The organism is Geodermatophilus amargosae (genome assembly GCF_041028265.1).
Lineage (GTDB): Bacteria > Actinomycetota > Actinomycetes > Mycobacteriales > Geodermatophilaceae > Geodermatophilus > Geodermatophilus amargosae_A.
Genome location: NZ_JABGCW010000023.1, coordinates 18,191 through 43,979 on the forward strand (window position 1 = coordinate 18,191; position 25,789 = coordinate 43,979).

At 74.1% G+C, this 25,789-nt stretch carries 26 protein-coding genes; 15 read left to right on the forward strand and 11 right to left on the reverse strand.

Annotated elements, in window-relative coordinates; translation table 11 throughout:
* The first annotated feature begins 14 nt into the window (after positions 1-14).
* The 5 genes from HLV61_RS22305 to HLV61_RS22325 all read left to right on the forward strand — a co-directional run bounded on the left by HLV61_RS22305 (position 15) and on the right by HLV61_RS22325 (position 5,421).
* Complete coding sequence (locus HLV61_RS22305) at positions 15-215, forward strand: hypothetical protein (RefSeq protein WP_369259486.1); 201 nt, start codon at positions 15-17, stop codon at positions 213-215.
* A gap of 4 nt (positions 216-219) precedes the next feature.
* Positions 220-1,611: an amidase gene (locus HLV61_RS22310; RefSeq protein ID WP_369259488.1), complete on the forward strand. Its 1,392-nt coding sequence runs from the start codon at positions 220-222 to the stop codon at positions 1,609-1,611.
* A gap of 110 nt (positions 1,612-1,721) precedes the next feature.
* Positions 1,722-3,368 carry a carbamoyltransferase family protein gene (locus HLV61_RS22315; RefSeq protein WP_369259490.1) on the forward strand — a complete coding sequence of 549 codons (1,647 nt, stop codon included), beginning with the start codon at positions 1,722-1,724 and terminating at the stop codon, positions 3,366-3,368.
* A gap of 216 nt (positions 3,369-3,584) precedes the next feature.
* Positions 3,585-4,034: a DUF4383 domain-containing protein gene (locus HLV61_RS22320; RefSeq protein WP_369259492.1), complete on the forward strand. Its 450-nt coding sequence runs from the start codon at positions 3,585-3,587 to the stop codon at positions 4,032-4,034.
* Positions 4,035-4,209: 175 nt separating this feature from the next.
* Positions 4,210-5,421, forward strand: coding sequence for an acyl-CoA dehydrogenase family protein (locus HLV61_RS22325; RefSeq protein WP_369259494.1), 1,212 nt, complete (start codon positions 4,210-4,212; stop codon positions 5,419-5,421).
* Positions 5,422-5,491: 70 nt separating this feature from the next.
* On the opposite strand, the gene HLV61_RS22330 is transcribed toward HLV61_RS22325, so the two are convergent.
* A complete protein-coding gene (locus HLV61_RS22330; RefSeq protein ID WP_369259496.1) occupies positions 5,492-5,695 on the reverse strand; it encodes a hypothetical protein in 204 nt (67 codons plus the stop codon).
* A gap of 93 nt (positions 5,696-5,788) precedes the next feature.
* On the reverse strand, positions 5,789-6,010 hold the full coding sequence (locus tag HLV61_RS22335; RefSeq protein ID WP_369259498.1) for a hypothetical protein: 222 nt from the start codon (positions 6,008-6,010) through the stop codon (positions 5,789-5,791).
* Between the two features lie 115 nt (positions 6,011-6,125).
* On the opposite strand from HLV61_RS22335, the gene HLV61_RS22340 reads away from it, so the two are divergent.
* From HLV61_RS22340 to HLV61_RS22350, 3 genes are read left to right on the forward strand one after another with little or no spacing between them, the layout of a single operon-like run.
* A complete protein-coding gene (locus HLV61_RS22340) occupies positions 6,126-6,419 on the forward strand; it encodes an ArsR/SmtB family transcription factor (RefSeq protein ID WP_369259500.1) in 294 nt (97 codons plus the stop codon).
* Entirely contained in the window at positions 6,404-6,796 is a 393-nt protein-coding gene (locus HLV61_RS22345; protein WP_369259502.1) for a VOC family protein, read from the forward strand. The genes HLV61_RS22340 and HLV61_RS22345 overlap by 16 nt, the downstream gene beginning before the upstream one ends.
* 27 nt (positions 6,797-6,823) lie before the next feature.
* Entirely contained in the window at positions 6,824-7,273 is a 450-nt protein-coding gene (locus tag HLV61_RS22350; RefSeq protein ID WP_369259504.1) for a MarR family winged helix-turn-helix transcriptional regulator, read from the forward strand.
* Positions 7,274-7,294: 21 nt separating this feature from the next.
* Here the strand turns inward: HLV61_RS22350 and HLV61_RS22355 are convergent, their stop codons facing one another.
* The gene (locus HLV61_RS22355; protein WP_369259506.1) at positions 7,295-7,921 is read right to left on the reverse strand and encodes an FMN-dependent NADH-azoreductase; all 627 of its coding nucleotides are present in this window, start codon (positions 7,919-7,921) and stop codon (positions 7,295-7,297) included.
* A 118-nt stretch (positions 7,922-8,039) separates the two neighbouring features.
* Positions 8,040-9,659 carry an LCP family protein gene (locus HLV61_RS22360; protein WP_369259508.1) on the reverse strand — a complete coding sequence of 540 codons (1,620 nt, stop codon included), beginning with the start codon at positions 9,657-9,659 and terminating at the stop codon, positions 8,040-8,042.
* Between the two features lie 220 nt (positions 9,660-9,879).
* Here HLV61_RS22360 and HLV61_RS22365 point away from each other — a divergent pair, with 220 nt between their 5' ends.
* Positions 9,880-10,686 (forward strand): exodeoxyribonuclease III, encoded by an 807-nt coding sequence (locus HLV61_RS22365; protein ID WP_369259510.1) that lies wholly within the window; start codon positions 9,880-9,882, stop codon positions 10,684-10,686.
* 281 nt (positions 10,687-10,967) lie between these two features.
* Complete coding sequence (locus tag HLV61_RS22370) at positions 10,968-11,408, forward strand: VOC family protein (protein ID WP_369259512.1); 441 nt, start codon at positions 10,968-10,970, stop codon at positions 11,406-11,408.
* A gap of 61 nt (positions 11,409-11,469) precedes the next feature.
* On the opposite strand, the gene HLV61_RS22375 is transcribed toward HLV61_RS22370, so the two are convergent.
* The 4 genes from HLV61_RS22375 to HLV61_RS22390 all read right to left on the reverse strand — a co-directional run bounded on the left by HLV61_RS22375 (position 11,470) and on the right by HLV61_RS22390 (position 15,582).
* The gene (locus tag HLV61_RS22375; protein WP_369259513.1) at positions 11,470-12,387 is read right to left on the reverse strand and encodes an ABC transporter permease; all 918 of its coding nucleotides are present in this window, start codon (positions 12,385-12,387) and stop codon (positions 11,470-11,472) included.
* On the reverse strand, positions 12,384-13,580 hold the full coding sequence (locus tag HLV61_RS22380) for a quaternary amine ABC transporter ATP-binding protein (protein WP_369259515.1): 1,197 nt from the start codon (positions 13,578-13,580) through the stop codon (positions 12,384-12,386). The genes HLV61_RS22375 and HLV61_RS22380 overlap by 4 nt, the downstream gene beginning before the upstream one ends.
* Before the next feature lie 13 nt (positions 13,581-13,593).
* A complete protein-coding gene (locus HLV61_RS22385; RefSeq protein ID WP_369259517.1) occupies positions 13,594-14,559 on the reverse strand; it encodes a glycine betaine ABC transporter substrate-binding protein in 966 nt (321 codons plus the stop codon).
* Positions 14,560-14,691: 132 nt separating this feature from the next.
* Positions 14,692-15,582: a TauD/TfdA dioxygenase family protein gene (locus HLV61_RS22390; protein ID WP_369259519.1), complete on the reverse strand. Its 891-nt coding sequence runs from the start codon at positions 15,580-15,582 to the stop codon at positions 14,692-14,694.
* A gap of 253 nt (positions 15,583-15,835) precedes the next feature.
* Between HLV61_RS22390 and HLV61_RS22395 the strand changes: the two genes are divergently transcribed.
* Entirely contained in the window at positions 15,836-16,882 is a 1,047-nt protein-coding gene (locus tag HLV61_RS22395; protein ID WP_369259521.1) for an NAD(P)-dependent alcohol dehydrogenase, read from the forward strand.
* Positions 16,883-16,920: 38 nt separating this feature from the next.
* Here the strand turns inward: HLV61_RS22395 and HLV61_RS22400 are convergent, their stop codons facing one another.
* On the reverse strand, positions 16,921-17,160 hold the full coding sequence (locus HLV61_RS22400; RefSeq protein WP_369259523.1) for a hypothetical protein: 240 nt from the start codon (positions 17,158-17,160) through the stop codon (positions 16,921-16,923).
* Positions 17,161-17,377: 217 nt separating this feature from the next.
* Here HLV61_RS22400 and HLV61_RS22405 point away from each other — a divergent pair, with 217 nt between their 5' ends.
* Both HLV61_RS22405 and HLV61_RS22410 read left to right on the forward strand, forming a co-directional pair.
* Positions 17,378-17,758 (forward strand): nuclear transport factor 2 family protein, encoded by a 381-nt coding sequence (locus tag HLV61_RS22405; RefSeq protein ID WP_369259525.1) that lies wholly within the window; start codon positions 17,378-17,380, stop codon positions 17,756-17,758.
* 88 nt (positions 17,759-17,846) lie between these two features.
* Entirely contained in the window at positions 17,847-18,953 is a 1,107-nt protein-coding gene (locus HLV61_RS22410; RefSeq protein WP_369259527.1) for an SPL family radical SAM protein, read from the forward strand.
* An 86-nt stretch (positions 18,954-19,039) separates the two neighbouring features.
* Here HLV61_RS22410 and fdhA read toward each other — a convergent pair whose 3' ends face one another.
* Positions 19,040-20,260: a formaldehyde dehydrogenase, glutathione-independent gene (gene fdhA / locus HLV61_RS22415; RefSeq protein ID WP_369259529.1), complete on the reverse strand. Its 1,221-nt coding sequence runs from the start codon at positions 20,258-20,260 to the stop codon at positions 19,040-19,042.
* A 168-nt stretch (positions 20,261-20,428) separates the two neighbouring features.
* Here fdhA and yaaA point away from each other — a divergent pair, with 168 nt between their 5' ends.
* Entirely contained in the window at positions 20,429-21,196 is a 768-nt protein-coding gene (gene yaaA, locus HLV61_RS22420) for a peroxide stress protein YaaA (protein ID WP_369259531.1), read from the forward strand.
* Positions 21,197-21,331: 135 nt separating this feature from the next.
* Complete coding sequence (locus HLV61_RS22425; protein WP_369259533.1) at positions 21,332-23,947, forward strand: SpoIIE family protein phosphatase; 2,616 nt, start codon at positions 21,332-21,334, stop codon at positions 23,945-23,947.
* 65 nt (positions 23,948-24,012) lie between these two features.
* Here HLV61_RS22425 and HLV61_RS22430 read toward each other — a convergent pair whose 3' ends face one another.
* Positions 24,013-25,728 carry a DEAD/DEAH box helicase gene (locus tag HLV61_RS22430; protein WP_369259535.1) on the reverse strand — a complete coding sequence of 572 codons (1,716 nt, stop codon included), beginning with the start codon at positions 25,726-25,728 and terminating at the stop codon, positions 24,013-24,015.
* Positions 25,729-25,789: the final 61 nt, after the last annotated feature.

The window sequence follows — 25,789 nt, forward strand, 5'->3', positions numbered from 1 at the left end:
GGAGGAGATGGCTCATGGCGTCGACACCACGGTCGCCACTCGGCGACGAGGCCCTCGACCAGCTGCTCGCCCACGCCCGCCTGGACCTCACCACCGAGCGGCGTGCAGCGGCGGGGCCGGCCATGACCATGGTCCTGGGGCTGTACGACAGCCTCGACGAGGTCGCGGTGGGCGAGACGCCACCGGCCACCGCCTTCGACGCGCGGTGGGAGTGAGGACGTGCAGCCCTGCGAGCTCAGCATCGCCGAGGCCGCCCGGCAGATCGAGCAGCGCGCGCTGTCCCCGGTCGAACTCGTCCAGTCGGCGCTCGACCGCATCGACGAGGTCGAGGGTCGGCTGAACGCGTTCGTCGTCGTCACCGCCGACCAGGCGCTGGAGGCCGCCCGGCAGGCGGAGGCGGAGATCGCCGCCGGGAGGTACCGCGGTCCGCTGCACGGCATCCCGGTGGGCATCAAGGACCTCTACGACGCCGTGGGCCTGCCGACGACGTCGAGCTCGGCGGTCCGTTCCGAGCACGTGCCGACCGAGGACTCGGCCTGCGTCGCCCGCCTCCGGGACGCCGGCGCCGTCATGGTGGGCAAGACGCACACGCACGAGTTCGCCTACGGCGTGCTCACCCCGACGACCCGCAACCCGTGGGACACCGGGCACGTGCCCGGCGGCTCGAGCGGCGGGTCCGGCGCCGCGGTGGCCGCCGGGGAGTGCCTGATGGGCATGGGCACCGACACCGGCGGCTCCATCCGCATCCCGGCGTCCGTGTGCGGCACCGTCGGCCTCAAGCCGACCTACGGCCGGGTCTCCCGCGCCGGGGTCACGTCCCTGTGCTGGTCGCTGGACCACGCGGGACCGCTCACCCGCACCGTGCGCGACGCGGCCCTGACCCTCCAGGCCATCGCCGGCTTCGACGCCCGCGACCCGGGCTCGGCCAGGGAGCCGGTCCCCGACTTCACCGCCGGCCTGGACGCCGGAGTCCGCGGCCTGACGCTCGGCGTCCCGGCCAACTACTTCTTCGACGACGTCGACCCCGAGGTGGAGTCGGCAGTCCGGGAGGCCATCGCCGTCCTCGAGGCCCAGGGGGCGACGCTGCGGGAGGTGGAGATCCCCTACGCCGAGCAGCTGGTAGCCGTGCTGTTCGGGGTGCTCGTCCCCGAGGCCAGCGCTTACCACCAGGAGATGCTGCGCGAGTCGGGCGACCGGTACACCGACGACGTGCGGGTGTTCCTCGACGCCGGCGAGACGGTGCTCGCCACGCAGTACATCAAGGCCCTGCGCGTCCGCACGCTGGTGCAGCAGGCGTTCCGCCGGGCCTTCGAGGGCCTGGACGCGCTGGTGTGCCCGACCCTGCCCGCCGCCGCGGCCGCGGTGGGACAGGAGACGTTCACCTTCCCCGGCGGGAGGCGGAAGGCGGTGATCGACGCCTGGGTCGGCCACTCGGCGCCGGGCAACGTCAGCGGCCTGCCGGCGCTGTCGGTGCCCTGCGGGTTCACCTCGGCCGGGCTCCCGATCGGGCTGCAGGTCATCGGCCGGCCGTTCGACGAGGTCGGCGTCCTCCGCGTGGGGCAGGCCTACGAGTCGGTGACCGACTGGACCGCCCGGCGCCCGCCCCTGTAGCCCGGAGGAGCACCACCGCATCGGGTGCTCACCCTGCGGGACGGCGGGGGGAAGTCGATGATCAAGGCCGGAGAGCCGGGCGCGTCGCCCGGTGCGGGAGGAGATCGCACGTGAAGGTCCTCGGCATCAACGCCATCTACCACGACCCCGCGGCGGCGCTCGTCGTCGACGGCAGGGTCGTGGCCGCGGCCGAGGAGGAGCGCTTCAGCCGGCGCAAGCACGGCAAGCGCCCGCTGCCCTGGAGCGCCTGGGAGCTGCCCGAGCTCTCGGCGGCCTGGTGCCTGGCCGAGGCCGGCATCCGCCCCGAGGAGCTCGACGCCGTCGCCTACTCCTTCGACCCCGCGCTCATGGGCACGCCGGAGGACTCCGGCCTGTTCGACGACGGCGACACGATGCGCAAGAGGTACGCCGAGATGGCGCCGGACTTCCTGGCCCACGCCCTGCCCGGCCTCGACCCGGCGACGGTGCGCTTCGTCAAGCACCACGTCGCGCACGCCGCCTCTGCCGGGAAGGCCGCGCCGCAGCGGGACAACGCCGTGCTCGTCCTCGACGGCCGCGGCGAGGCGCACAGCCACCTCGCCGGCCGCTACGTCGACGGGCAGCTGGAGGTCCTCGCCGGGCAGGCGCTCCCCCACTCCCTCGGCCTGATGTACGAGGACCTCACCGACCACCTGGGCTTCCTGCGCAGCTCCGACGAGTTCAAGGTCATGGCGATGGCCTCCTACGGCAAGCCGCGCTTCCTCGGCGAGCTGTCGGAGCTCATCCGGGCCACCGGCGACGGCGGCTTCGTCACCGAGGAGATCGACTACACCGAGTTCGCGCCCCGCCTCGGCACGGGCGACCAGTGGACCGAGGACCACGCCGACCTCGCCGCCAGCGTCCAGACGCGGCTGGAGGAGGTGCTGGTCGACCTCGCCCGCTGGGTGCACGAGCAGACCGGCGAGAAGACGCTCACCATGGCCGGCGGCACCGCCCTGAACTGCGTGGCCAACACCCGCATCCTCGCCGAGAGCCCCTTCGAGCAGGTGTGGGTGCAGCCGGCCGCCGGCGACGCCGGGACGGCGCTCGGCGCGGCCCTGCACGTGGCCGCCGAGCTGGGCGAGCGCACCGAGCCGATGCCCGGCGCGGCGCTGGGCCGCGGCTGGAGCGACGACGAGATCGAGCGCTGGCTGACGACCGCCGCCGTCGACTACGAGCGTCCCGACGACGTCGCCGAGGCCGTCGCCGAGGTGCTCGCCGACAACGGCATCGTGGCCTGGTTCCAGGGCCGCAGCGAGTACGGCCCCCGCGCGCTGGGGCACCGCTCGCTGCTCGCCCACCCCGGCTTCGAGGCCAACCTCGAGCGGATGAACGACGTCAAGGGCCGCGAGCAGTTCCGCCCGGTCGCGCCGATGGTGTTGCTGGAGAAGGCGCCGGAGATCTTCAGCCGCGGCCCCATCCCCTCGCCGTACATGCTCTTCGTGCACGACGTCGCGCCGGAGTGGAAGGACCGCATCCCCACGGTCACCCACGTCGACGGCACCGCGCGCATCCAGACCATCGACCCGCGGACCGAGCCGCTGGTGCACCGGATGATTTCGGCGTTCGAGCGCCGGACCGGCGTCCCCGTGGTGGTCAACACCAGCCTCAACACCGCCGGCCGGCCGATGGTCGACGACCCGCGCGACGCCCTCGAGTGCTTCGGTTCGGCCCCGGTCGACCTGCTGGCCATCGGCCCGTTCGTCGTCCGCCGGCCCGTCCGGACACCGCGTCCCTGAGCCGCCCGCCGGTCCGCTCCTCCCCTCGGACGGGGGAGGAGCGAACCGGATCGGACGTGACCAGCGAACTCCGGGTGCACGGCCACCCCGACGGTGACGATCCGGCGACGACGCTCCCCTGAACGGGGGAGGCGCCGTTACCGGGGGATCCCCAGGGGTAGCGGGGTCCAGCGCCAGCCGCGACGGCGGCGCACCACACACGGAGGAACGAACACGATGGCTTCAGCAGGGAAAACCGGCGCCCGGCCGGGGATGGCCTGGCCCCAGACGCTCGCGCTGGCCTTCGGGGTGGTCTACCTCCTCGTCGGCATCGTCGGCTTCTTCATCACCGGCTTCGACGGGTTCACCGCCAACCAGACCGACGGCAACATGGACACGCTGCTGGTCTTCATGATCAACCCGCTGCACAACGTCGTGCACATCGTCATCGGCCTGGCCGGCATCCTGCTGTCCCGCACGCTGGCCGGCGCCCGCACCTACGGCTGGCTGCTCGCCGTCGGCTACGGCGCGGCCTTCGTCTACGGCCTGATCGCCTCGGGCCAGGACTGGGACTTCCTCAACATCAACACCGCGGACAACGTCCTGCACGTCGCCACCGCCCTCGTCGGCCTGGTGATCGCGCTCGGTCCGGTCGACGACCGCGTCGCCCGCACCTCGCGCGTCTGACCGAGGACGCTCGCGACCGGCATCTGCCGGCCACCGGAGGAGCCGGGTACCCGCCACGCGGTGGGTGCCCGGCTCCTGCCGTTCCCGGCCCGGCACGCGATCCCGGCACGGGGTGACCCGACTGCGAGGTGACCCGAGTGCGACGGCGGTCACGTGGCGGGTTACCTTCCGGTGCATGGACTTCGCCCTGTCCGCCCGAGCCGAGGACGTCACCGGCCGGATGTGGGACTTCATGCGTGAGCACGTCTTCCCGGCCGAGTCGATCTACGAGGCCTGGCGCAGTTCCCGCGGCCACGACGACCACGGGCACCCGCCGGTCCTCGAGGACCTCAAGAAGGTCGCCCGTGAACGCGGCCTCTGGAACCTCTTCCACCACGAGTACGGGGGTCTGAGCAACCTCGAGTACGCGTCGGTCGCCGAGATCACCGGCTGGTCGCCGGTCATCGCCCCGGAGGCCATCAACTGCGCGGCCCCGGACACGGGGAACATGGAGACGCTGATGATGTTCGGGACGCCCGAGCAGAAGCAGCGCTGGCTCGACCCGCTCCTCGAGGGCGAGATCCGGTCCGGGTTCGCCATGACCGAGCCCGACGTCGCCTCGTCCGACGCGCGGAACATCCAGACGTCGATCGTCCGCGACGGCGACGACTACGTGATCAACGGCCGCAAGTGGTGGACCAGCGGTGCCGCCGACGAGCGCTGCCAGATCTTCATCGTCATGGGCAAGACCGACCCCGACGGCGCTCCGCACCGGCAGCAGTCGATGATCCTGGTGCCGCGCGACACCCCGGGTCTGGAGATCCTGCGCCACCTCCCGGTGTTCGGGTACCAGGACCAGCACGGCCACTCGGAGATGCGGCTGACCGACGTCCGCGTACCGGCCTCCAACCTGCTGGCCGGCGAGGGCGACGGCTTCATGATCGCCCAGGCGCGACTGGGTCCCGGTCGCATCCACCACTGCATGCGCGCCCTCGGCATGGCCGAGCGGGCGCTGGCGCTGATGGTCGACCGCGCGCAGAAGCGGGTCGCCTTCGGCCGCCCGCTGGCCGAGCAGGGCACGATCCGCGAGACCATCGCCCGCTCGCGGATGGAGATCGACCAGGCCCGGCTCATGGTGCTGCGCACCGCCGACCTGATCGACAAGTTCGGCGCCAAGGGTGCCCGCACCGAGATCGCGGCCATCAAGGTCATCGCGCCGAACGTCGCCTGCGACGTCATCGACCGGGCCATCCAGGTCCACGGCGGCGCCGGCGTCAGCGGCGACACCCCGCTGGCCCGCTTCTACGCCTCGGCCCGCACGCTGCGCATCGCCGACGGCCCGGACGCGGTGCACCTGCGCTCGGTGGCGAAGGAGGAGCTCGCCCGCGAGCGCCCCTACGTCGGCTGACGGACGCTCCACGACGACGGGCCGGCACCTCAGCCGAGGTGCCGGCCCGTCGTCGTGTGGGGTCCCCGCGTCAGATCATCAGGTTCCCGCCGATGGCGCCGCCGGCGAGCTTGGCCTGCAGGGTCGCGCGGTCCAGGCCCACGGCGGTCAGCGCGTCGGCGTCCCGGTCGGTGTCGATCTGGTCGGGCAGGTCCGCTCCGGCGAGCCGGTCGGCGCGGTCGTTGTCACCTTCGGCGTGCAGCACCTTGACGAGTTCCTGCTTGTCCACCTTCACGCGCTTCCTCCGTCCTGGTCCCCCTGGGTCCCCCGGAGTGTGGTGCGCGTCACCCACCAGCGGCAACCGGGCGCAACGGTGCCGCAACCCGCCTCAGCGTCGAACGCGGGACCGGCGCAGCAGGAACCCGCCGACGGCGAGCAGGAACACGCCCACGAACAGCTGGGCGACGCCGACGGCGGTGCGGTCGCTGGCGAACCACGTCGGCGAGGACACCAGCAGCACCACGCCGATGCCGAGGACCAGCAGCGCCACGAGCCGCTCGCGCCGCGCCGCCGTCCCGCCGTCCCCGGGCCGTGCCGGACCGCCGCCCATGTCGCCTCCGCTCCCTGCCGGTCCCCGACCGGCTGTCGCTGCGAGCCAACCAGACGGCCGGCCGCCGGCCGCGGCGGGCTGGACAGGCAAGCGCCCGCTTGCGTATCGTTCCGGTGTGGGCGACGTGTTCAAGGCCCTCGCCGACCCGACCCGGCGCGCTCTGCTCGACGAGCTGCAGGAACGGGACGGCCAGACGCTGTTCGAGCTGTGCACCCGGCTGCTGCACCGGGGGGTCGGCTCCTCACGCCAGGCCGTCTCCCAGCACCTCGACGTCCTCGAGCAGGCGGGCCTGGTCCGGCGCCGGCGGGAGGGGCGCTACACCTTCCACTCCCTGGACACCTCACCGCTGCGCGCCATCACCCGGCGATGGCGCATCGACCCCGAGGAGGACCCGTGCGGATCAGCCTGACCAGCGTGCTCGTGGACGACCAGGAGAAGGCGCTGCGCTTCTACACCGAGGTGCTCGGCTTCGTGGAGAAGACCGACGTCCCGCTCGGTGAGCACCGCTGGCTGACCGTCGTCTCCCCCGAGGCGCCCGACGGCGTCGAGCTGGTGCTGGAGCCCGACGAGCACCCGGCGGCACGGCCGTTCAAGGCGGCGCTCGCCGCCGACGGCATCCCCTACACCTCCTTCTCCGTGGCCGACGTGCACGCCGAGACCGAGCGCCTCAAGGCCCTCGGGGTGCGCTTCACCCAGGAGCCCCTGCAGATGGGCCCGGTGACCACCGCCGTCCTCGACGACACCTGCGGCAACCTCATCCAGATCGCGGGAGTCCCGGCGGCCTGACCGCCCGCCCGGGCTAGGGTCGCCGACGTGGCGGAGCCGCTGGACCGGGTGCTCCCGTGGGCTCTGCTGCTGCGGGTCCACGCGGCGGTGCTCCCCCGGCTGGAGCGGGCGCTGGCGGCGCACGCGCTCCCGCTGGCCTGGTACGACGTCCTGCTGGAGCTCAACTCCGCACCCGGCCGGCGGCTGCGCATGAGCGAGCTGGGCAGCCGGGTGGTGCTCAGCCGGGAGCGGGTCAGCCGGGTCGTCGACGAGCTCGAGCGGGCCGGCCTGGTGCGCCGCGAGCCCAATCCCGACGACCGCCGGTCGCTGTTCGCCGTCCTCACCGAGGAGGGCCGGGGGCGGCTGCGCGCCGCCGCCCCGGCCTACCTCGCCGGCATCGAGGAGCACTACACGCGCCACCTCGACGACGAGGAGATCGGCGTGCTGTCCCGGGCGCTGGCCCGCGTGCTCGAGGCCGAGGAGCCACCGCGCCGCTGACACCCTGCCGCTGAGCGGCGCTCAGAAGGTCTTGCCGGCGTCGCGGGCCTGCGCGTGGGCCAGTGCCCGGCGGACGTCGACGTCGTCGGCGACGAGGTCGGGGCGGAGGTGGATCTCGGTGACGTCCTCGATGCCGGCCCAGCGCAGCCAGTCGGCGAAGAAGGTGCTCTGGAAGTCCGAGCCGAAGGCCGGGCCGCGGCCGGGGCCGTGGACGGCGCTGGTGTACACGACGGCGGCCTTCTTGCCGGACAGCAGTCCCCGGTAGCCGGTCGCCGGGTCGAAGCCGAAGAGCAGCCCCGGCTGGCTGACGACGTCGATGAACTGCTTGAGGACGTAGGGCACGCCGGCGTTCCACATCGGGACGCTGAACAGGTAGCGGTCGGCGGCGTCGAAGCGGCGGAAGGTGGCCTCGACGGCACGCCAGGCCTCGGCGGACTCCCCCTCGGGCTGCCCTCCGGCGAAGATCGCCATCTTGCCCGCGGTCGCGGCCGGACCGAACTGCGGCAGCGTGCCGTCCCAGAGGTCGAAGGTGTCGACCGGGACGTCGGGGTGGGTCTCGGTGAAGGCGTCGAGGAAGGTCGCGGCGAGCGCGCGGGACTCGGAGGCGGCGCCGCGGGGCGAGGCGGCGACGTGCAGCAGGGCGGACATCGGAGGTCCTCTCGGAGGAAGTTCTGTGCGGACGCACGTAGTATGTCCATATGCGTGCGCACGCACAAGAGCGTGAGACGTCCTCGGCCCGCGGGCCGGCGAGCGGCGAGGGGGTCCGTCAGTCGTTCCGGGTCGGCGGCTTCCCCTGGTCGAGCGCGGCCTGGGCCTGCACCGGGTCGTAGGCGCAGGCGTCACCGACCTCGGCAGCCGGTGCGGCCCCCTCCACCGGCACCGGCGGCGACCCGTTGGGCACCTCGGCTCCGGAGGCGCTGGTCCCCGGGGCCGGCGCCTCCGGCGCCGCCGGACCGGCGGACCCGGGAGGACCGCCGGAGCCGCCGGCACCGGCGAAGGTGTCCTGCACGATCTGACGCATCAGGTCGTAGTCCGGATAGGCCGGGTCGATGAGGCTGGTGTCGAAGACGACGCTCCGGATCTCGGCGTCCTTGACGAGGAACGCCAGGTCGACGAAGTCGTCGAGCGCCGAGCGGGGGATGTCGGTGCTCACGATGTCCTGCGTGGTGGCCGCGAGCTCCTGGTACTGGTCGAGCAGCGTCATCGGGTCGGCCTCGTCGATGATCGCCGTGATCGTGCAGCGCTGGCGGTCCATGCGGTCGTAGTCCGTCAGCCCGTACCGGCCGCGCGCGAACTGCAGCGCCGTGTAGCCGTCCATGTGCTGGTCGGGACCCGGGGCGATGTAGTCGTCCGGCAGCTCCTGGCCGGTGATGCCGTTGATCGGCACGTAGTAGTTGACGTTCACCGTGATGCCGCCGAGGGCGTCGACCAGCCGGCTGAACCCGTCGAGGTTGACCAGCACGAAGTAGTCGATGTCCAGGCCGAGCGCCTCGCCGACGCCGAGCTTGAGGAAGTCCGCGCCGGGGTCGTCGGTGGGCCCGAGGACGTCGGGGTGGTCGGCCGGCCCGTTGCGGTACACGGAGTTCAGCAGGCTCTCGCTCTCGCTGCCGGACTCGAAGCCCTCCGGGTAGATCGCGGCCAGCGGGCTCTCGGGCGGGAAGGGCAGGTCCTCCAGGTTCCGGGGCAGGCTGAACAGCGTCGTCTCGCCGGTCTCGGTGGCGATGCTGGCGACGATCACGGTGTCGGTGCGCACGCCCTCGCGGCCCTCGCCGCCGTCGCCGCCGAGCAGCAGGACGTTGATCCGCTCCCGGTTGCCGAACGGATCGGGGGTGTCCTCGACGGTGGCCGACTCGCGGTCGTCGGCGAACAGGCCGTCGATCAGGCCGCGCTGCGCGACCGCCACCGTCCCCACCCGGTACGCCGGATAGGCGATCCCGGCGACGAGCAGGGCCACCAGCACGCCACCGACGACGTGCCGGGGAGCCGAGCTGTGCCGCGGCAGCAGCGACCGGTAGCCGGTGACGACGACGACGACCCACGCGACGGCGATCACGGCCAGGGCGGCGACGATCCAGTTCAGGTACGCGGAGTCGACGGCCAGCCGCGCCGCGGTGCGCCGCCCGGCGGTGGCCAGCCAGATGCCGCCGGCGACCAGCAACGCGAACAGGACGAGGACGAGGGCGCCGACGCGGCGCCGTCCCGAGGCCAGGAACGCGGTGCCGGGGACGACGGCGTTGGCGGCGGTCAGGCCGAGGACCGCGCCCAGCGACCGCTTCTCGGGGCGCTGCCGGCGGTCGGGGCGCTCCTGCGTCCGGTGCGACCCGGGGACCGGCGGGAGGGCCGGGGCGTCGCCGATCGGCCGGGTGACGTCCGCGTCGTCGCTCACGGACGCACCCGCGGGCAGGCCGGTCGGCTCGTCGCGCTCCCACGGGTCCACGGCCTGGTCACGGGGCCATGCTCCCACTCGCGGCTGGCAGTCACCCGGTCCGCGTACCCGCTGCCCGGTGACGGCACCCGATCCGGCGTGACCTGCGTCTCCGCTGGTCACGGCGGGTGCCCGCCGGCGCTCCGACGACGACCGGAGGCGCCGCATAGGCTCGGGGACCGTGCGCCTCGCCACGTGGAACGTGAACTCCATCCGGACCCGGGTCGACCGGGTGACCGCCTGGCTGCAGCGGCGCGACGTCGACGTCCTGGCCCTGCAGGAGACCAAGTGCCGCGACGACCAGTTCCCCGAGGAGCGCTTCCGCGAGCTCGGCTACGAGGTCGCGCACGTCGGCTACTCGCAGTGGAACGGCGTCGCGGTGCTGTCCCGGATCGGGCTGGACGACGTCGAGGTGGGCTTCCCCGGCATGCCGACGTGGGCGGCCAAGGAGGGCGCCGAGCCCGCCGCCGAGGCGCGGGCGCTGGGCGCCACCTGCGGCGGGGTGCGGGTGTGGAGCCTGTACGTGCCCAACGGCCGGCAGCTCGGCGACCCGCACTACGACTACAAGCTCGAGTGGCTCGCCGCGCTGCGGACGGCGGCCGGCGGCTGGCTGAGCGCCGACCCCGCCGCGCAGGTGGCACTGGTCGGTGACTGGAACATCGCCCCCCAGGACGACGACGTGTGGGACATGACGGTGTTCGCGCACTCGACGCACGTCTCCGGGCCCGAGCGCGAGGCGTTCCGCGCGGTCGTCGAGGCCGGGTACGCCGACGTCGTCCGGCCGCACGCCCCCGGTCCCGGCGTCTACACGTACTGGGACTACACGCAGCTGCGCTTCCCCCGCCGCGAGGGCATGAGGATCGACTTCACCCTCGCCTCCCCCGCGCTGGCCGGCCGGGTGAGCGGTGCGCTCATCGACCGCGAGGAGCGCAAGGGCAAGGGCGCCAGCGACCACGCCCCCGTCGTCGTGGAGCTCGCCGACCAGTGAGCTGATCGGGTCGCGGAGGCACGTCCGGGGCACCGGTCACGGCGGAGCCTCCCCGGAACCCGCGAGGTCGGCGCGCTCCAGGCGGGGACCACCGGGTGCGCGCCGCTCCGGGGACGGCCGCGGCCCCTCGACGAGCAGGTCCAGGTGGCGGTGGGCCAGTTCCTGGTCGATCGCCGGGGGCACGGGTCCGGGTAGCGGCCCCGCCGTTCCCGGATGTCGAGGATCGGCCGTCGGCTCCGTCCCCGGGTTGAACGACCGGACGAGCACAGGAGGATGCACCCATGTCCCACATCCGACGCTTCGACCACGTCGGCATCACGGTCGCCGACCTCGACACGGTGACGGCGTTCTTCGTCGGGCTGGGTCTCGAGGTGGAGGGGCGGACGTTCGTCGAGGGCGATTTCCTGGACACCGTCAGCGGCATCCCCGACTCCCGCACCGAGATCGTCATGCTGCGGCCGCCCGACGGAGGTGCCCGGCTGGAGCTGGCGCGCTTCGTCCGGCCCGACCACGAGCCGGGATCGCCCGCCGCGATGGCCAACGAGCTGGGGCTGCGCAACGTGTCCTTCGAGGTCGACGGCCTCCAAGAGGCGGTCGACCGGCTGGCCACGGAGGGCTACGGCCTCGTCGGCGGCATCGGTGAGTACCAGCACGCCTGGCGCATGGCCTACGTGCGCGGACCGGAGGGGATCATCGTGTCCCTGTTCGAGCGGATCGGCTGACGCCGACGCCGGCCGGGAGCAGGGTCGCCGGCCGGGAGCAGGGTCGCCGGCCGGGAGCAGGTCAGCCGGCCGGGGACACGAGCCCCGTCTCCGCACCGCCGACGGGCCGCTGCTGCCGCTCGGTCTGCCGGCGCAGGTGCAGCAGGCGGGAGAGGGCCGTCCGCTGGCCGAAGGCGCCGGTCAGCCGGTCGAGGAAGATCGCCAGGAGGACGACGGCGAGGCCGCCCTCGAAGCCGCTGGCGACGTCGAGCTGGGTCACCGCCCGCACGACCACCGCCCCGAGCCCGGCGGCACCGAGCAGGCCGGCCGTGACGACCATCGACAGCGCCAGCATGATCACCTGGTTGACGCCGGCCATGATCGACGGCAGCGCCAGGGGCAGCTGGACCTCCCGCAGCACCTGTCCCGGCCGGGCACCGAAGGCCCGGGCCGCCTCGACGACCTCCCGGTCCACCTGCCGGATCCCGAGCTCGGTGAGCCGCACACCGGGCGGGATGGCGAACAGGATGGTGGCCACCACGCCGGGCACGACACCCACGCCGAAGAAGAAGACGGCGGGGATCAGGTAGACGAACACCGGCGTCGTCTGCATGAAGTCCAGCACCGGCCGGACCGCGACGCTGACCGCCCGGCGCCGCGCCGCCAGGATCCCGAGCGGCACCCCGATGGCCGTGGCGACGACCGCCGCCACGAGCACCAGCGCGAGGGTCTGCATCGTCTCCGACCACAGCTCCAGCGACACCACCAGCAGGAACGCCAGCAGCGTGTAGAGCGCCAGCCAGGGGCCGCGCAGGACCAGCGCGACCACCGTGAAGACGACGATCCAGACCACCGGCGGCGGCGACACCAGGACGTCGGTGAGCCCGTCGACGAGCACCTGCATGACCGCGGCGACGGCGTCGAACAGCCAGGGCACCGTCTCGAGCAGCCAGTCGATGAGGTCGGAGACCCACTGACCGAGGGGGAGGTGCGGGATCACGGGCGCCTCCCCCGGACCGGGGCGGCCGACAGCGCGTCGAGCACCGCGGCCCGGGGTACGACGCCGAGCAGCCGCCCCTCGGCGTCGACGACGGCGAGGGGCACCACGTGCCGCCCGACCAGGTGGACGAACTCGACGACGGGCCGGTCGGCCGCGATCGTCGCGTGGTCGGCGACCAGGTCCCGCGGGCCGATCGCGGGCCGGCCCTCCTGCACGGCGCGGGCGAGCAGGTCGTCGCGCGCGACGCCGGCGAGGCGCCCGTCCCCGTCGAGGACCAGCACGCCGTTGGCCTCGGCCGCACCCAGCGCCCGGAGCACGGTCCCGGGGGCGTCACCGAGCCGCGCGGTCATCCGTGGCTCGCGGAGCAGGTCGCCCGCGGTGAGCACCCGGGTCCGGTCGACGTCGGAGGTGAAGTCGGCGACGTAGTCGTCGGCGGGCGCGGAGATGATCTCGGGGCCGGTGCCCAGCTGCACGGTCCTGCCGTCCTTGAGCATGAGGATCCGGTCGCCGAGCCGCATGGCCTCGTTGAGGTCGTGGGTGATGAAGACGATGGTCTTGGCGAGCTCGGCCTGCAGCCGCTCGAGCAGGTCCTGCATGTCGCGGCGGATCAGCGGGTCCAGCGCGGAGAACGGCTCGTCCATGAGGAGCACCTCGGAGTCGGCGGCCAGCGCGCGGGCCAGGCCGACGCGCTGGCGCATGCCGCCGGAGAGCTCGTCGGGCCGGGCGCCGGCCCGGTCGAGCAGGCCCACCGTCTCCAGCGCCCAGTCCGCCCGCTCGCGCTGCTCGGCCGCCCCGGCGCCACGGACCTTGAGCGCGTAGGCGGCGTTCTCCCGCACCGTGCGGTGCGGGAGGAGCGCGAAGTGCTGGAAGACCATGCTGATCTTCTCGTTGCGCACCGTGCGCAGCGCCGCGTCGTCGAGCGCCCGCAGGTCCCGGCCCTCGACCTCCACGGTGCCGGCGCTGGGCTCGATGAGCCGGTTGAGCAGGCGCACCAGCGTGGACTTGCCCGAGCCGGACAGTCCCATGACGACGAACAGCTCACCGCGCTCGACGCTGAAGCTGACGTCGTGGACCGCCAGCGTCGACCCGGTCCGGCGGTGGATCTCGTCGCGGCCGAGACCCTCGCCGGCCAGCCGCAGTGCCTCCCGCTCCCGCGTCCCGAAGACCTTCGTCAGGCCCGAGACCCGCAGCACCGGCGGAGCCACCTCAGCCGATCCACTCGTCGATCTGGTCGGCGTGGGCGTCGACCCACTCCCGCGCCACGGTGGACACGTCCTCGCCGTCGACGTCGACGCTCTTCTGCATGGCCTCCATCTCCTCGACGGAGATGCGCAGGTCGGTCAGCAGGTCGACGAAGGCCGGCGCCTGCTCGCGCAGGTCCTCGCTGGCGGCGATGTTGGCGCTGTAGGAGGGCATCGCGCAGGCGCCGTCTCCGGTGGTCAGGCAGCCGTCGCTGTAGGGCGTGGGCTCCTCGAGCTGCACCATGTCGTACTGCGCGAACACCGCGTGCGGGTGGTAGAGGTACAGCACGATCGGCTCCTCGCGGCCGTAGCTGTTCTCCAGCTGCGCGAGCTCGGCGGCCTCGCTGGAGACCACGTGCTCCAGGTCGATCCCGTAGCCCTCGAGCCGCTTGGCGTTCTGCTCGGTGGTGATGTAGCCGGGGTCGGCGTCGTAGAACCGGCCGCCCAGCTCGTCGGCGTAGTCGTTCAGCTGCGTGACGCTGGTCAGCCCCTGCAGCGGGCCGCCGGCCTCGACGGCGTAGGCCGGGACGAACCAGCCCTGTGCCGCGTCGCCGTAGGTCTCCGACACGATCTCCACCCGCTCGCTCGCGGAGTCGGCCAGCTCCTGCTGGTTGGGCAGGGCGACCTCGGTGAGCAGGTCGATGTCACCGCGCTGCGCGCCGGCCCAGGCCGCGGCCGGGTCCAGCTGCGTCGTCGCCAGGGAAGCGACGCCGAGGTCGGGGTGGTCGGCGGCGATCTCGCCGAGGATGCCGTTGGTCAGGCCCGCGGCGGTCCAGCTGAACTGCGCGGTCTGCACGGTGATCCCGCTGCCGCCGCCACTGCCGCCGCCGCCGGAGCCGGCCTCCTCGCTGGTGCACCCGGCGACGGTGGCGGTCAGGACGGCGGTCAGGGCCACCGCGGAGGCGCGAGGGCGGAGGGTCGTGCGCTGCATGGAGGTCTACTTCCCTGGGGACGTCGGGCCCGGCGGGCCGCGGCGGACGTGGGCGTGCGACGAGGCGCAGGCTCCTCGTGGGTCAGCCTGCGCCTCGTCGCGCGGTCGTGCTCGAGCGAGTGGGGACCGGGGTCAGGGGACCGCGGGTCCGACCGGGGCGTCCCCGCGGAGCGTGATGCGGTGCATGACGCGGCGCTGGTCGCCATAGTCCCGGTTGGCGTAGTGCACCGTCGAGCGGTTGTCCCACATGACGACGTCGCCGACCGACCAGCGGTGCCGCACGACGTGCTCCGGCTTGGTGACGTGCGCGTAGAAGAGGTCGAGCAGGTACCGGCTCTCGGCGTCGGACACGCCCTCGATGTGCGAGACGAACCCGGGGTTGACGAACAGCCCCCTGCGGCCGGTCTCCGGGTGCACCCGCACGACCGGGTGCGAGACGGGGACGAGGGCGCGGAACTCCTCGCCCTCCCACGTCGTCCGCTCCTGGCGCTGGGCGAGGTAGTAGCCGAACTCGCGGGTGCCGTCGTGCACGGCGACGAGCTGGTCGGCCAGGCGCTGCACCGGCTCGCTGAGCGAGCGGTAGGCCAGCTCCAGGTCGGCCCACTGGGTGTCCCCGCCGACCGGCGGGAGGACGACGGCGCGCAGCACCGAGCCCAGCGGAGGGCGGCGCACGAAGGTGACGTCGGTGTGCCAGACGTCGGCGAAGCCGCCGGTGGAGCTGTCGAGCGCGTAGATCTCCGGGTGCTCCTCGTCGACGCCGGGGACGACCGGGTGCGACTCGGTGACCTCTCCCAGGCGGCGGCCCAGCGCGACCTGGCCGTCGGGGTGCAGGTGGTGCTGTCCGGCGAAGAACAGCACCTTGTACTCGGCGAGCGCGGCCCTGATGGCACGGACCTGGTCGTCGGTGGCGCGGGCGAGGTCGACGCCGTGGACGCGGGCGCCGATGGTCGGCTCGAGGCGCTCGAGGTCGAGGACGCCGCCGTCGACGGCGGGCGTGGTGGGGGCAGCAGCGAGCAGGGTCATGCGAGGTCTCCAGGGGTGGGTGCGGGCGGGCGGACGGGGCCGAGGGCGGGTCTCAGGCCCGACAGAGCGCGCTCGCGCACCGGAGCAGGTCGACGTGCCGGCGCTCGACGAGCGCAAACCGCACAATCCCGACCGGGTGCATGGGGATTACCGTAGCGGGTGTTCCCCCTCCCGACACCAGCGGTGTCCCCGCCGGCTGCCCGTCGTCCCGGGGCCCCTCCCCCATCCGTCCCGGCACCCGCAGGAGGAACCCGTGCCCACCACCGTCAAGGCCTACGCCGCCACGTCCGCCACGGAGCCGCTGACCCCGACGACGATCGAGCGCCGGGACGTCGGCCCGCGCGACGTCCGCATCGACATCAGGTACTGCGGCGTCTGCCACTCCGACATCCACACCGCCCGCGGCGAGTGGGGCACCACCGGGTACCCGGTCGTCCTCGGCCACGAGATCACCGGGATCGTCGCCGAGGTCGGGCCGGAGGTGACCCGGTTCCGGATCGGCGACCGCGTCGGCGTCGGCTGTCTGGTCGACTCCTGCCGCGAGTGCACGTACTGCCGGCGCGGGGACGAGCAGTTCTGCACCGAGGGCTACGTCGAGACCTACTCGAGCACCGGTCGGGACGGCCTGCCCACCCAGGGCGGCTTCTCCGAGGCCATCGTCGTCACCGAGGACTTCGTCCTGCGCATCCCCGCCGGCATCCCACTCGACGCCGCCGCGCCGCTGCTGTGCGCGGGGATCACCGTGTACTCCCCGCTGCGCCACTGGAGGACCGGTCCCGGCACGAGGGTCGCCGTCGTCGGCCTCGGCGGGCTGGGCCACATGGCGGTCCAGCTGGCCTCCGCCATGGGGGCCGAGGTCACCGTGCTGTCGCAGTCGCTGGCGAAGCAGGAGGACGGCCTGCGGCTGGGCGCCACCCGGTACCTCGCCACCAGCGACCCGGACACGTTCTCCCGCCTGGCCGCCTCGTTCGACCTCGTCGTCAACACGGTCAGCGCGTCGATCGACCTCGACGCCCACCTGTCCCTGCTCGACGTGGACGGCACGATGGTCAACGTCGGCATCCCGGAGCACCCGCTGTCGCTGAACGCCTTCTCGCTGCTCGTGCGGCGGATCTCCTACGCCGGCTCCAACATCGGCGGCATCCGCGAGACGCAGGAGATGCTGGACTTCTGCGCCGCGCACGGCATCGCCGCCGTGGTCGAGACCATCGGCGCGGAGCAGGTCGACGAGGCCTTCGACCGTGTCGTGGCCTCCGACGTGCGGTACCGCTTCGTGGTGGACACGACCACGCTGGCCTGACGGGGCCGGACGGCCCTGGGCGAGGTCCCGTCGTCCGCTCAGCCGCCGAGCCGGGCCCTGAGCAGCTGCTTGCCCTGTTCGGCACCCTTGCGGCTCTCGGCCTGGGCCTTGCGGAAGAGGTCGGCGAGCTCGCTGTCGCCGTCGCGCTCGGCGTCCCGCACGTAGGTCTCCAGCCGGAGCGCGTTGCTGAGGCACTGCTCGGTGAACCAGATGAGGTTGTAGTCCTTGTCCTGGGTGCCGGTGACCTGTCCGGTCTCCTGGCCGCTGCCACTGGTCATGGCCCGCGCCTCCGATCGAGTGAGGATCCCGGTCTACTCGCCGGCGGCCGGCAGGTCCACCCGTTCGTGCCCGGTGCCGCAGACGGCGCCGCCTCCGCACGCCCGTGGCCGCTGACGCGCCTGGCCGTGTCCCGCGCCCGGGCCCGCAGCAGCCGGCCGACCGACCCACGGCCGCGAGGGCATCGACGTCCGGGATGTCGGCGAGGAGCATCGGCCCATGGACGAGCAGTCGGTCCGGGCGGCGCTGGAGCACTACATCCGCCACAGCTCCGCCGGCGACGAGGACCGGGCCAGCGAGATCTACGCCGAGGACGCGGTCCTCGAGTTCCCTCAGTCCGGCGAGCGGTTCGAGGGCGTGGCCAACTTCCGGGAGTGGCGCCGGGAGTACCCCGCGCAGGTCGAGCTCGAGGTCGTCCGCGTGCGGGGGCGCGACGACTTCTGGGTGGTCGAGATCCGCGCCCGCTACGACGGCGGCGCGTGGCTGTACGGCCCGGCGCTCTACGAGTTCCGCGGGGACCTCGTCTCCCGCGAGACCATCTACGTCGGCGAGGCCTGGGAGGCGCCGGAGTGGCGGGCGCGGTGGCGGGCCGCCCCCTGACCGGCGTCGTGGCCCACCTCACCCGCCGACCTGCGCGGACGCCCTCCGGAGGGGCATCGGCGGGCCGTCCGCGGTGTTGTACGCGGTGATGACCGCGCCCGCCCTCGAGGCCCCCGCCCCCACCCGCCTGTGGACGCCCAGGCGCGTCCTCGTCACCCGCTCGGCGGCCGAGCGCCCGCACGGGCAGCGCGTGCTGGCCCGCCTCGAGGCCGCCGGCGTCTCCGACGTCGAGCTGCTCCCCGGGGACCGGCTGCCCAACCTCCGCGGCAGCGGTGGCGGCACGGACGACCGCGCGGCGTTCATGGCCGCCAAGGACACGATGGCGCTGGTCGTCCCGCCGCCGTCGAAGCGGAAGCTGCAGCCCATCCCGCCGTCGGCGGACTTCCGGCTCGACCTGGCCGAGGGCTGCCCCGCGCACTGCCAGTACTGCTACCTCGCCGGCTCGCTGTCCGGCCCGCCGATCACCCGCGTCTGGGCCGACCTCGACGAGGTGCTCGAGGGCCTCGACCCCTACGTCGGCCAGGGCCGCATCACCACCGGCACGCCCGAGCGCGGCGACGAGGGGACGACGTTCGAGGCCTCCTGCTACACCGACCCGCTGGCCATCGAGCACCTCACCGGCGGCCTGTCGCGCATGGTCGAGCACTTCGGCACCCACGCGTGGCCCGGCCCGGTGCAGCTGCGCGCGACGACCAAGTTCGACGACGTCGCCGGCCTGCTCGGCCTCCCGCACGGCGGGCGCACCCGGCTGCGCTTCTCGCTCAACGCCGCCTCGGTCGGCCGGCGGTTCGAGGGCGCCACGAGCAGGGTCGACGCGCGCATCGCCGCCCTGGGCGCCGTCGCCCGCGCCGGCTACCCGGTGGGCCTGACCATCGCGCCCATCATGCCGGTCGAGGGCTGGCGCGAGGAGTACGGCGCCCTGCTCGACGCCGTCGCCGCGGTCCTGCCGGCCGGCACCGACCTCACCGTCGAGTGCATCACCCACCGGTTCACGCCGGGCAGCAAGGAGACGCTGCTCGACTGGTACCCGCGCACCAAGCTGGAGATGGACGAGTCCCGGCGCACCACCAAGCGGGGCAAGTTCGGCTCGGTCAAGCACGTCTACCCCAAGGAGACGATGGCCGAGCTGCGCACCTGGTTCGAGGCGGCCCTCGCCGACCGCCTTCCCCAGGCCCGCTTCCTCTACTGGACGTAGGTCTCCCGAGGCATAGGAAGCTCTCCGCACGTGTCGGGTCCCGGGACGTGCGGAGAGCTTCCTATGCCGCGCTCAGGCGACCGCGCTCAGGCCGCCGGGATCATCCCGTTGGGGTTCAGCACGTACTTCTTCGCCGCACCCTGGTCGAACTCCTGGTAGCCGCGCGGGGCGTCCTCCAGCGGGATCACCTCGGCGTTGACCGCCTTCGCGATCTGCACCCGGTCGTGCAGGATCGCCATCATCAGCTGGCGGTTGTAGCGCATCACCGGGCACTGGCCGGTGGTGAAGGCGTGCGACTTCGCCCAGCCCAGCCCCAGCCGGATCGACAGCGCCCCCACCTTGGCGGCGTCGTCGACCGCGCCGGGGTCACCGGTCACGTAGAGCCCCGGGATGCCGAGCGCGCCGCCGGCCCGGGTGAGGTCCATCAGCGAGTTGAGCACCGTGGCCGGTGCCTCCCGCTCCGAGCCCTCGCCGTGCCCGCGGGCCTCGAACCCGACGGCGTCCACGCCGCAGTCCACCTCGGGCTCGCCGAGGATCTGCGCGATCTGGTCCTTCGGGTCGCCCTTCGAGACGTCGACGGTCTCGCAGCCGAAGCTGCGGGCCTGGGCCAGCCGGTCGGCGTTGAGGTCGCCGACGATGACGACGGCGGCACCGAGGAGCTGGGCGGAGACGGCCGCCGCGAGACCCACCGGGCCGGCCCCGGCGATGTAGACCGTCGAGCCGGTGCCCACCCCGGCGGTCACGCAGCCGTGGTAGCCGGTCGGGAAGATGTCCGACAGCATCGTGAGGTCGCGGATCTTGGCCAGCGCCTGGTCCCGGTCGGGGAACTTCAGCGCGTTCCAGTCCGCGTACGGGACCAGCACGTACTCGGCCTGCCCGCCGGTCCAGCCGCCCATGTCCACGTAGCCGTAGGCCGAGCCGGGGCGGTCGGGGTTGACGTTGAGGCAGATGCCGGTCTTGCCCTCCTTGCAGTTGCGACAGCGGCCGCAGGCGATGTTGAACGGCACGCTGACGATGTCGCCGACCTCGAGGAACTCGACGTCGGACCCCTTCTCCACGATCTCGCCGGTGATCTCGTGACCGAGGACGAGCCGCTCGGGCGCCGTCGTGCGCCCGCGGACCATGTGCTGGTCACTGCCGCAGATGTTGGTGGCCACCGTCTTGAGGATGACCCCGTGCGGGGTCTTGCGGCCGACGTTGGCCGGGTTGACCCCCGGCCCCTGCTTGAGCTCGAGCCCCGGGTAGTCCAGGTCCGCGACCTCGACCTTGCCCGGACCCATGTACATGACCGCCCTGTTACCTGCCACGGACGCGCCTCCTCTCGGCGACGTGCCCGACGGCCCGCCGGGCACGTCATCCCCCACCCGCGCCGGTCGGCGCGGGGGGCCGAGTGTGGCCCGGGTCACCTCCCGGAACCGGCGACTCCCCTGGTCGGTCGGCGGGACCCGGCACGTTGCCACGTACCGTCGCCGGTCGTGCTCGTGCTGCTCCCGCCCTCGGAGACCAAGTCCCCGGACGGTGACGGCGCCCCGCTCGACCTCGCGACCCTCTCCACCCCGGAGCTGACGCCGGTCCGCGCGCAGCTGGTCGAGGCGCTGATCGGGCTGGCCGCCGACCCGCCCGCCGCCCGCACGGCGCTGGGCCTGTCCCCCGCCCAGGACGTCGAACTGGCCCGCAACGCCGCGCTCTGCACCAGCCCGACGAAGCCCGGGCTCGAGCGCTACACCGGCGTCCTCTACGACGCCCTCGGCGTCCGCACCCTGACCCGCGCGCAGCGGGCCCGCGCCGACCGGCGGCTCGCCGTCGGCTCGGCACTGTTCGGGCTGGTGAGCGCCTCCGACGCCATCCCGGCCTACCGGCTGTCGGCGGGCTCGGTCCTGCCCGGGCTGCCGACGCTGCGGACGCTCTGGCGGCCGGCGCTGGGCCCGGTCCTCGTGGCCTCCGGTGAGCTCGTCGTCGACCTGCGCAGCGGGGCGTACCAGGCGCTGGCGCCGGTCCCGGGCGCGGTGACCGTCGACGTGCTCAGCGAGCGCCCCGACGGCAGCCGGGCCGTGGTGAGCCACGCGAACAAGGCACACAAGGGGCGGGTGGCGCGGTTGCTCGCGACCACCACGGCCGAACCGGACGACGCCGTCCGGGTGCGGGCGCTCCTGCGCCGGGCGGGGTTGCACGTGGAACACGACGGCGCGAGCGCCCTCACGCTGGTCCTGCCGCCGCCCGGAGAGTGCGCGCCGTCACGGTAGGTCATCGACGAGAACCTCGCCGTGAGCCTGTCGACGGTCTCGGGTGTCGCTTACGCTGTACGCGGCGCCCGGACCCAGCCCCGGCCGGGGCGTCGCTGCACGCTGGATCGGCCGTCGGCCGGGCGAAGGGGATCGGTGGACGACGACACGCCTGGGCTCCCCCGGGAGCCGCAGGTCGCCGGTCCCCGTGCCGCCGCGGTCCTGCTGCGGGCGGACCGTCCCCGCGCCTCGGCGGCCCGCCGGCTGCGGCTGCGCGACGCCAGCGTCGTCCTCGACCGCCTCGCCGAGCTCGCCGCCCGGCTGGTCGGCGCACCGATCGCCCAGATCTCCCTGCTCGACGACGTCGAGGTGGTCGTCGCGGGCACCGGCCTGCCCCCGGGCACCGTGGGCCGCGAGACCCCCCTCGACGCGACCGCCTGTGCGGTGCCCGCCGCCGAGGGAGCGCCGGTCGTCGTCCCCGACGTCCACGCCGAGCCCCGGGCCGCCGACCTGCCGCAGGTCCGGGCCGGGATCGTGGGCGCCTACCTCGGCGTGCCGCTCGTGGACACCGGCGGCCACACCGTGGGCGTCCTCTGCGTCGCCGCCCCCACGCCCCGCCCCTGGTCCGACACCGACCTCGCCACCCTGCGCCAGCTCGCCGCGGCCGCCGTCAGCGAGCTGGAGCTGGCCGCGCTGCGCGCCGAGTACGAGAGCGACCGCGTGCGCTGGAGCCTGGCCGTCGACGCCGCCGGGATCGGCACCTTCGACTGGGACCTGCACACCGGCGAGCTGACCTGGGACGCCCGCCTGATCGAGATGTTCGGGTACTCCGGCGGGGAGTTCGGCGGCACCATCGACGACTTCAACGCGCGTCTGCACCCCGACGACCTGCCGCGCGTGACCGACGCCCTGCAGGCGAGCATCGCCTCCTGCGGTGACTACGAGGCCGAGTACCGCGTCGTCTGGCCGGACGGGGACACCCGCTGGGTGCAGGCCCGCGGGCGCACCCTGGCCGACGAGCACGGCGCGGCCACGCGCGTGCTGGGCGCCGCCTACGACACGACCGCCGAACGGGCCGCCGGCCTGCGGGTGACGCGGGTGCTCGAGGCGATGCCGGCCGGCTTCTACTCCCTGGACCGCGAGTGGCGGTTCACGCACGTCAACGCCGAGGCCGAGCGCCTGCTGGGCCGCAGCCGCGACGACCTGCTCGGCCAGGACCTGTGGACGGCGTTCCCCGCCACGGTGAACAGCGTCTTCGAGGAGAACTACCGCAGCGCCGTCCGCACGGGCACGCCGGTGCAGTTCGACGCGCACTACCCCTCACCGCTCAACGGCTGGTACGAGGTGCGCGCCTGGCCCAGCCCGGAGGGGTTGACGGTCTACTTCCTCGAGGTCACCGAGCGCCGCCGCGTGCAGGACCGCGCCGAGCGCGGCGCGCAGCGGCTGGCGCTCCTGGCCCAGGTCAGCGCCGAGCTCGCCGGCGCCCTGGACCCGAAGACGGCCACGGCACACCTGCCGCGGCTGGTGGTCCCGGCACTGGCCGACTGGTGCATCGTCACCGTCGTCGACCCCGACGGCCGGCCGCGCGACGTCGGGCACTGGCATGCCGTCCCCTCGTCCCGGGCGCTGGTCGAGCGCTACGCCGCGGTCCGGCTCGACGCCATGCCGGCCACCGCGCCCCTCATGCGCGCGCTGCTCACCGGCGAGGCGGTCATGGAGCGCACCGAGGCCGTACGCGGCGTGCTGACCGAGGGCGAGGCCCGCGACGTGCTGACCGCGCTGGACCCCGAGTCGGCGATCTGCATCCCGCTGCGGGGCCGCGACCGGACCCTGGGCGTGATGACGCTGTACCACCGCCGGGGCTGGGTGCCGCGCGAGGAGGACCTGGCCACCGCGCAGGACGTCGCCGACCGCGCCGGCCTGGCGCTGGACAACGCACGGCTCTACGGCCAGCAGCGTGCGCTCGCCGAGGGGCTGCAGCGCAGCCTGCTCACCGAGCCGCCCGAGCCCGACCACGCCGAGATCGCCGTCCGCTACCTCCCCGCGGCCGAGGCCGCGCGGGTCGGCGGCGACTGGTACGACGCGTTCCTGCAGCCGGGCGGGTCGACGATGCTGGTGATCGGCGACGTCGTCGGCCACGACACCGAGGCCGCCGCCGCCATGGGTCAGCTGCGGGCGCTGCTGCGCGGCATCGCCACCTACAGCGACGCCGGCCCCGGCGAGGTGCTGCGCGGCCTGGACGCCTCGATGGCCGTGCTGCAGACCCACGTGCTGGCCACGGCCACCGTCGCCCGCTTCGAGCAGACCGACGACGAGCACCGGCGCGGCGTCACCCGGATGCGCTGGGCCAACGCCGGACACCTGCCGCCGCTGGTCGTCACCCCCGACGGCAGCGTGACCGAGCTCGCCACCTGGCGCGGCGACCTGCTGCTCGGCGTCGACCCCGCCGCCGCCCGCGAGGAGTCGGTGGTCACCCTCGACCGGGGCGCCACCGTGCTGCTGTTCACCGACGGGCTCATCGAGCGCCGCGACGCCGACCTCGACGCCGGCATGGCCCGGCTGCGGGAGGCGCTGCGCGAGCTGGCCGGCCTGCCGCTGCAGGAGCTGCTCGACGAGGTGCTCCACCGGCTGGTCGACGGCCGCCCCGAGGACGACGTCGCGCTGGTGGCGGTGCGGCTGCACCCGCAGGACCGGCCGCGCCCGCCCGAGGCCGGCCCCAACCGGGTCCCCGACGTCGTCCCCGACGAGCGTGTGGGCCCGATCCCGATCTGACCGTCGGCCCCCCGCAGGGGCCCGGCGCGAGCGGAGCGAGTGACGGGGGGCAGGGGGTCCTTCGATCAGGGCCGGGGGCGTTCCCGGCGGACGGTGACCTTCCGTCCCTTGATCGTGCTGGCCCGCAGCGCGGTGATGACCTCCTCGGCCGAGCCCGCGGGCACCTCGACCAGGCTGAACCGCTCGGCGATCTCGATCGAGCCCACGTCGCGGCCGCGCAGCTCGGTCTCCCCCGCGATCGCCCCGACCAGGTCACCGGGGCGCACGCCGGCGCTGCGGCCGGCGCCGATGAACAGCCGCGCGGTGTCGCCGCCGCCCGGCCTCGGCCGCGACGGCCGGCCCCGGTCGCCGCTCCCCTCGCGCTGCGGGCGCTCGGGCCGCAGCGCGACCTCGGGGATCTCCTCGTCGTCGTCGGGGCCGTTCGTGGCCTCGTGCGCGAGCTTGACCGCCGCCAGCGCCACCTCCATGACGTCGAACTCGTCGGTGAGCGTCTCGACGACGGCGCGGAAGCGCTCGAGGTCGTCGCCGAGCAGGCTCTCCCGCAGTGCGGCGCGGGTCAGCTCCAGCCGGCGGGCGCGCAGGTCGGCGACCGTGGGCACCCGCTCGACGTGGATGGGCGCCCCGGTCACGCGCTCGATGGTCTTGAGCATCCGGTGCGCCCGCGGCTCCACCAGCGTGATCGCCACGCCCTCGCGCCCGGCCCGGCCGACCCGGCCGATGCGGTGCACGTAGGTCTCCGCCGCGGCCGGGACGTCGTAGTTGACGACGTGGGTGAGCTGCTCGACGTCGAGCCCGCGGGCGGCGACGTCGGTGGCCACCAGCAGCTCCGCGGTGCCGCCGCGCAGCCGGCCCATGACCCGGTCGCGCTGCTCCTGGCTCATGCCGCCGTGCAGCGCCTCGGCGCGGTAGCCGCGGCCGTTGAGCGTCTCGGTGAGGTCGTCGACCTCGTCGCGGGTGCGGCAGAAGACGATGGCCGCGGTCGGGCTCTCGACGTCGAGCACGCGGCCGAGCGCCGCGGGCTTGGCCGCGCGGGCGACGACGAACGCCGTCTGCCGGACCCGCGGCGCCTGGCCCTCGGTGGGCACCTCGCGGGCCACCTGGATGCGCAGCGGGTCGCGCAGGTGCCGGCGGGCCATGCTGTCGAGGCGGCGCGGCATCGTGGCGCTGAACAGCACCGTCTGCCGCTCCTCGGGCACCTCGGCGAGCAGCGCCTCGAGGTCCTCGGCGAAGCCCATGTCGAGCATCTCGTCGGCCTCGTCGAGGACCACGGTGGCGACGCCGCCCAGGCGCAGGCTGCCGCGCTGCAGCAGGTCCAGCGCCCGCCCGGGGGTGGCGACGACGACGTCGACCCCGGCCTCCAGCGCCCGCAGCTGGCGCGGGATCGGCTGGCCGCCGTAGACCGGCACGACGCGGGCACCGAGGTCGCGGCCGTAGCGGTGCAGCGCCTCCGACACCTGGATGGCCAGCTCGCGGGTGGGCACGAGGACCAGCGCGAGCGGGTCGCCGCCGGGGCGCTCGTCGGGCAGCCGCTGCAGCACCGGCAGCGCGTAGGCCGCCGTCTTGCCCGTGCCGGTGGCGGCCTGGCCGAGCAGGTCGCGCCCGGCGACCATCGGTGGCACGGCCTCGCGCTGGATCGGGGTGGGCTCCTCGTAGCCGAGCCGGGTGAGCGCGGCGAGCAGTTCGGGACGCAGCCCGAGGTCGGCGAAGGTCGCCGTCTCCTCGTCCCCACCGGGCGCCGTCCGCTCGTCCCGAGCGGCCGCCGTGCCCACGTCGCTGGTCATGTCCTGATGGTCCCCCGAGGCGTGGGACGGCGCGGACCCCGGGGTCGGACCGGGGTGGTCG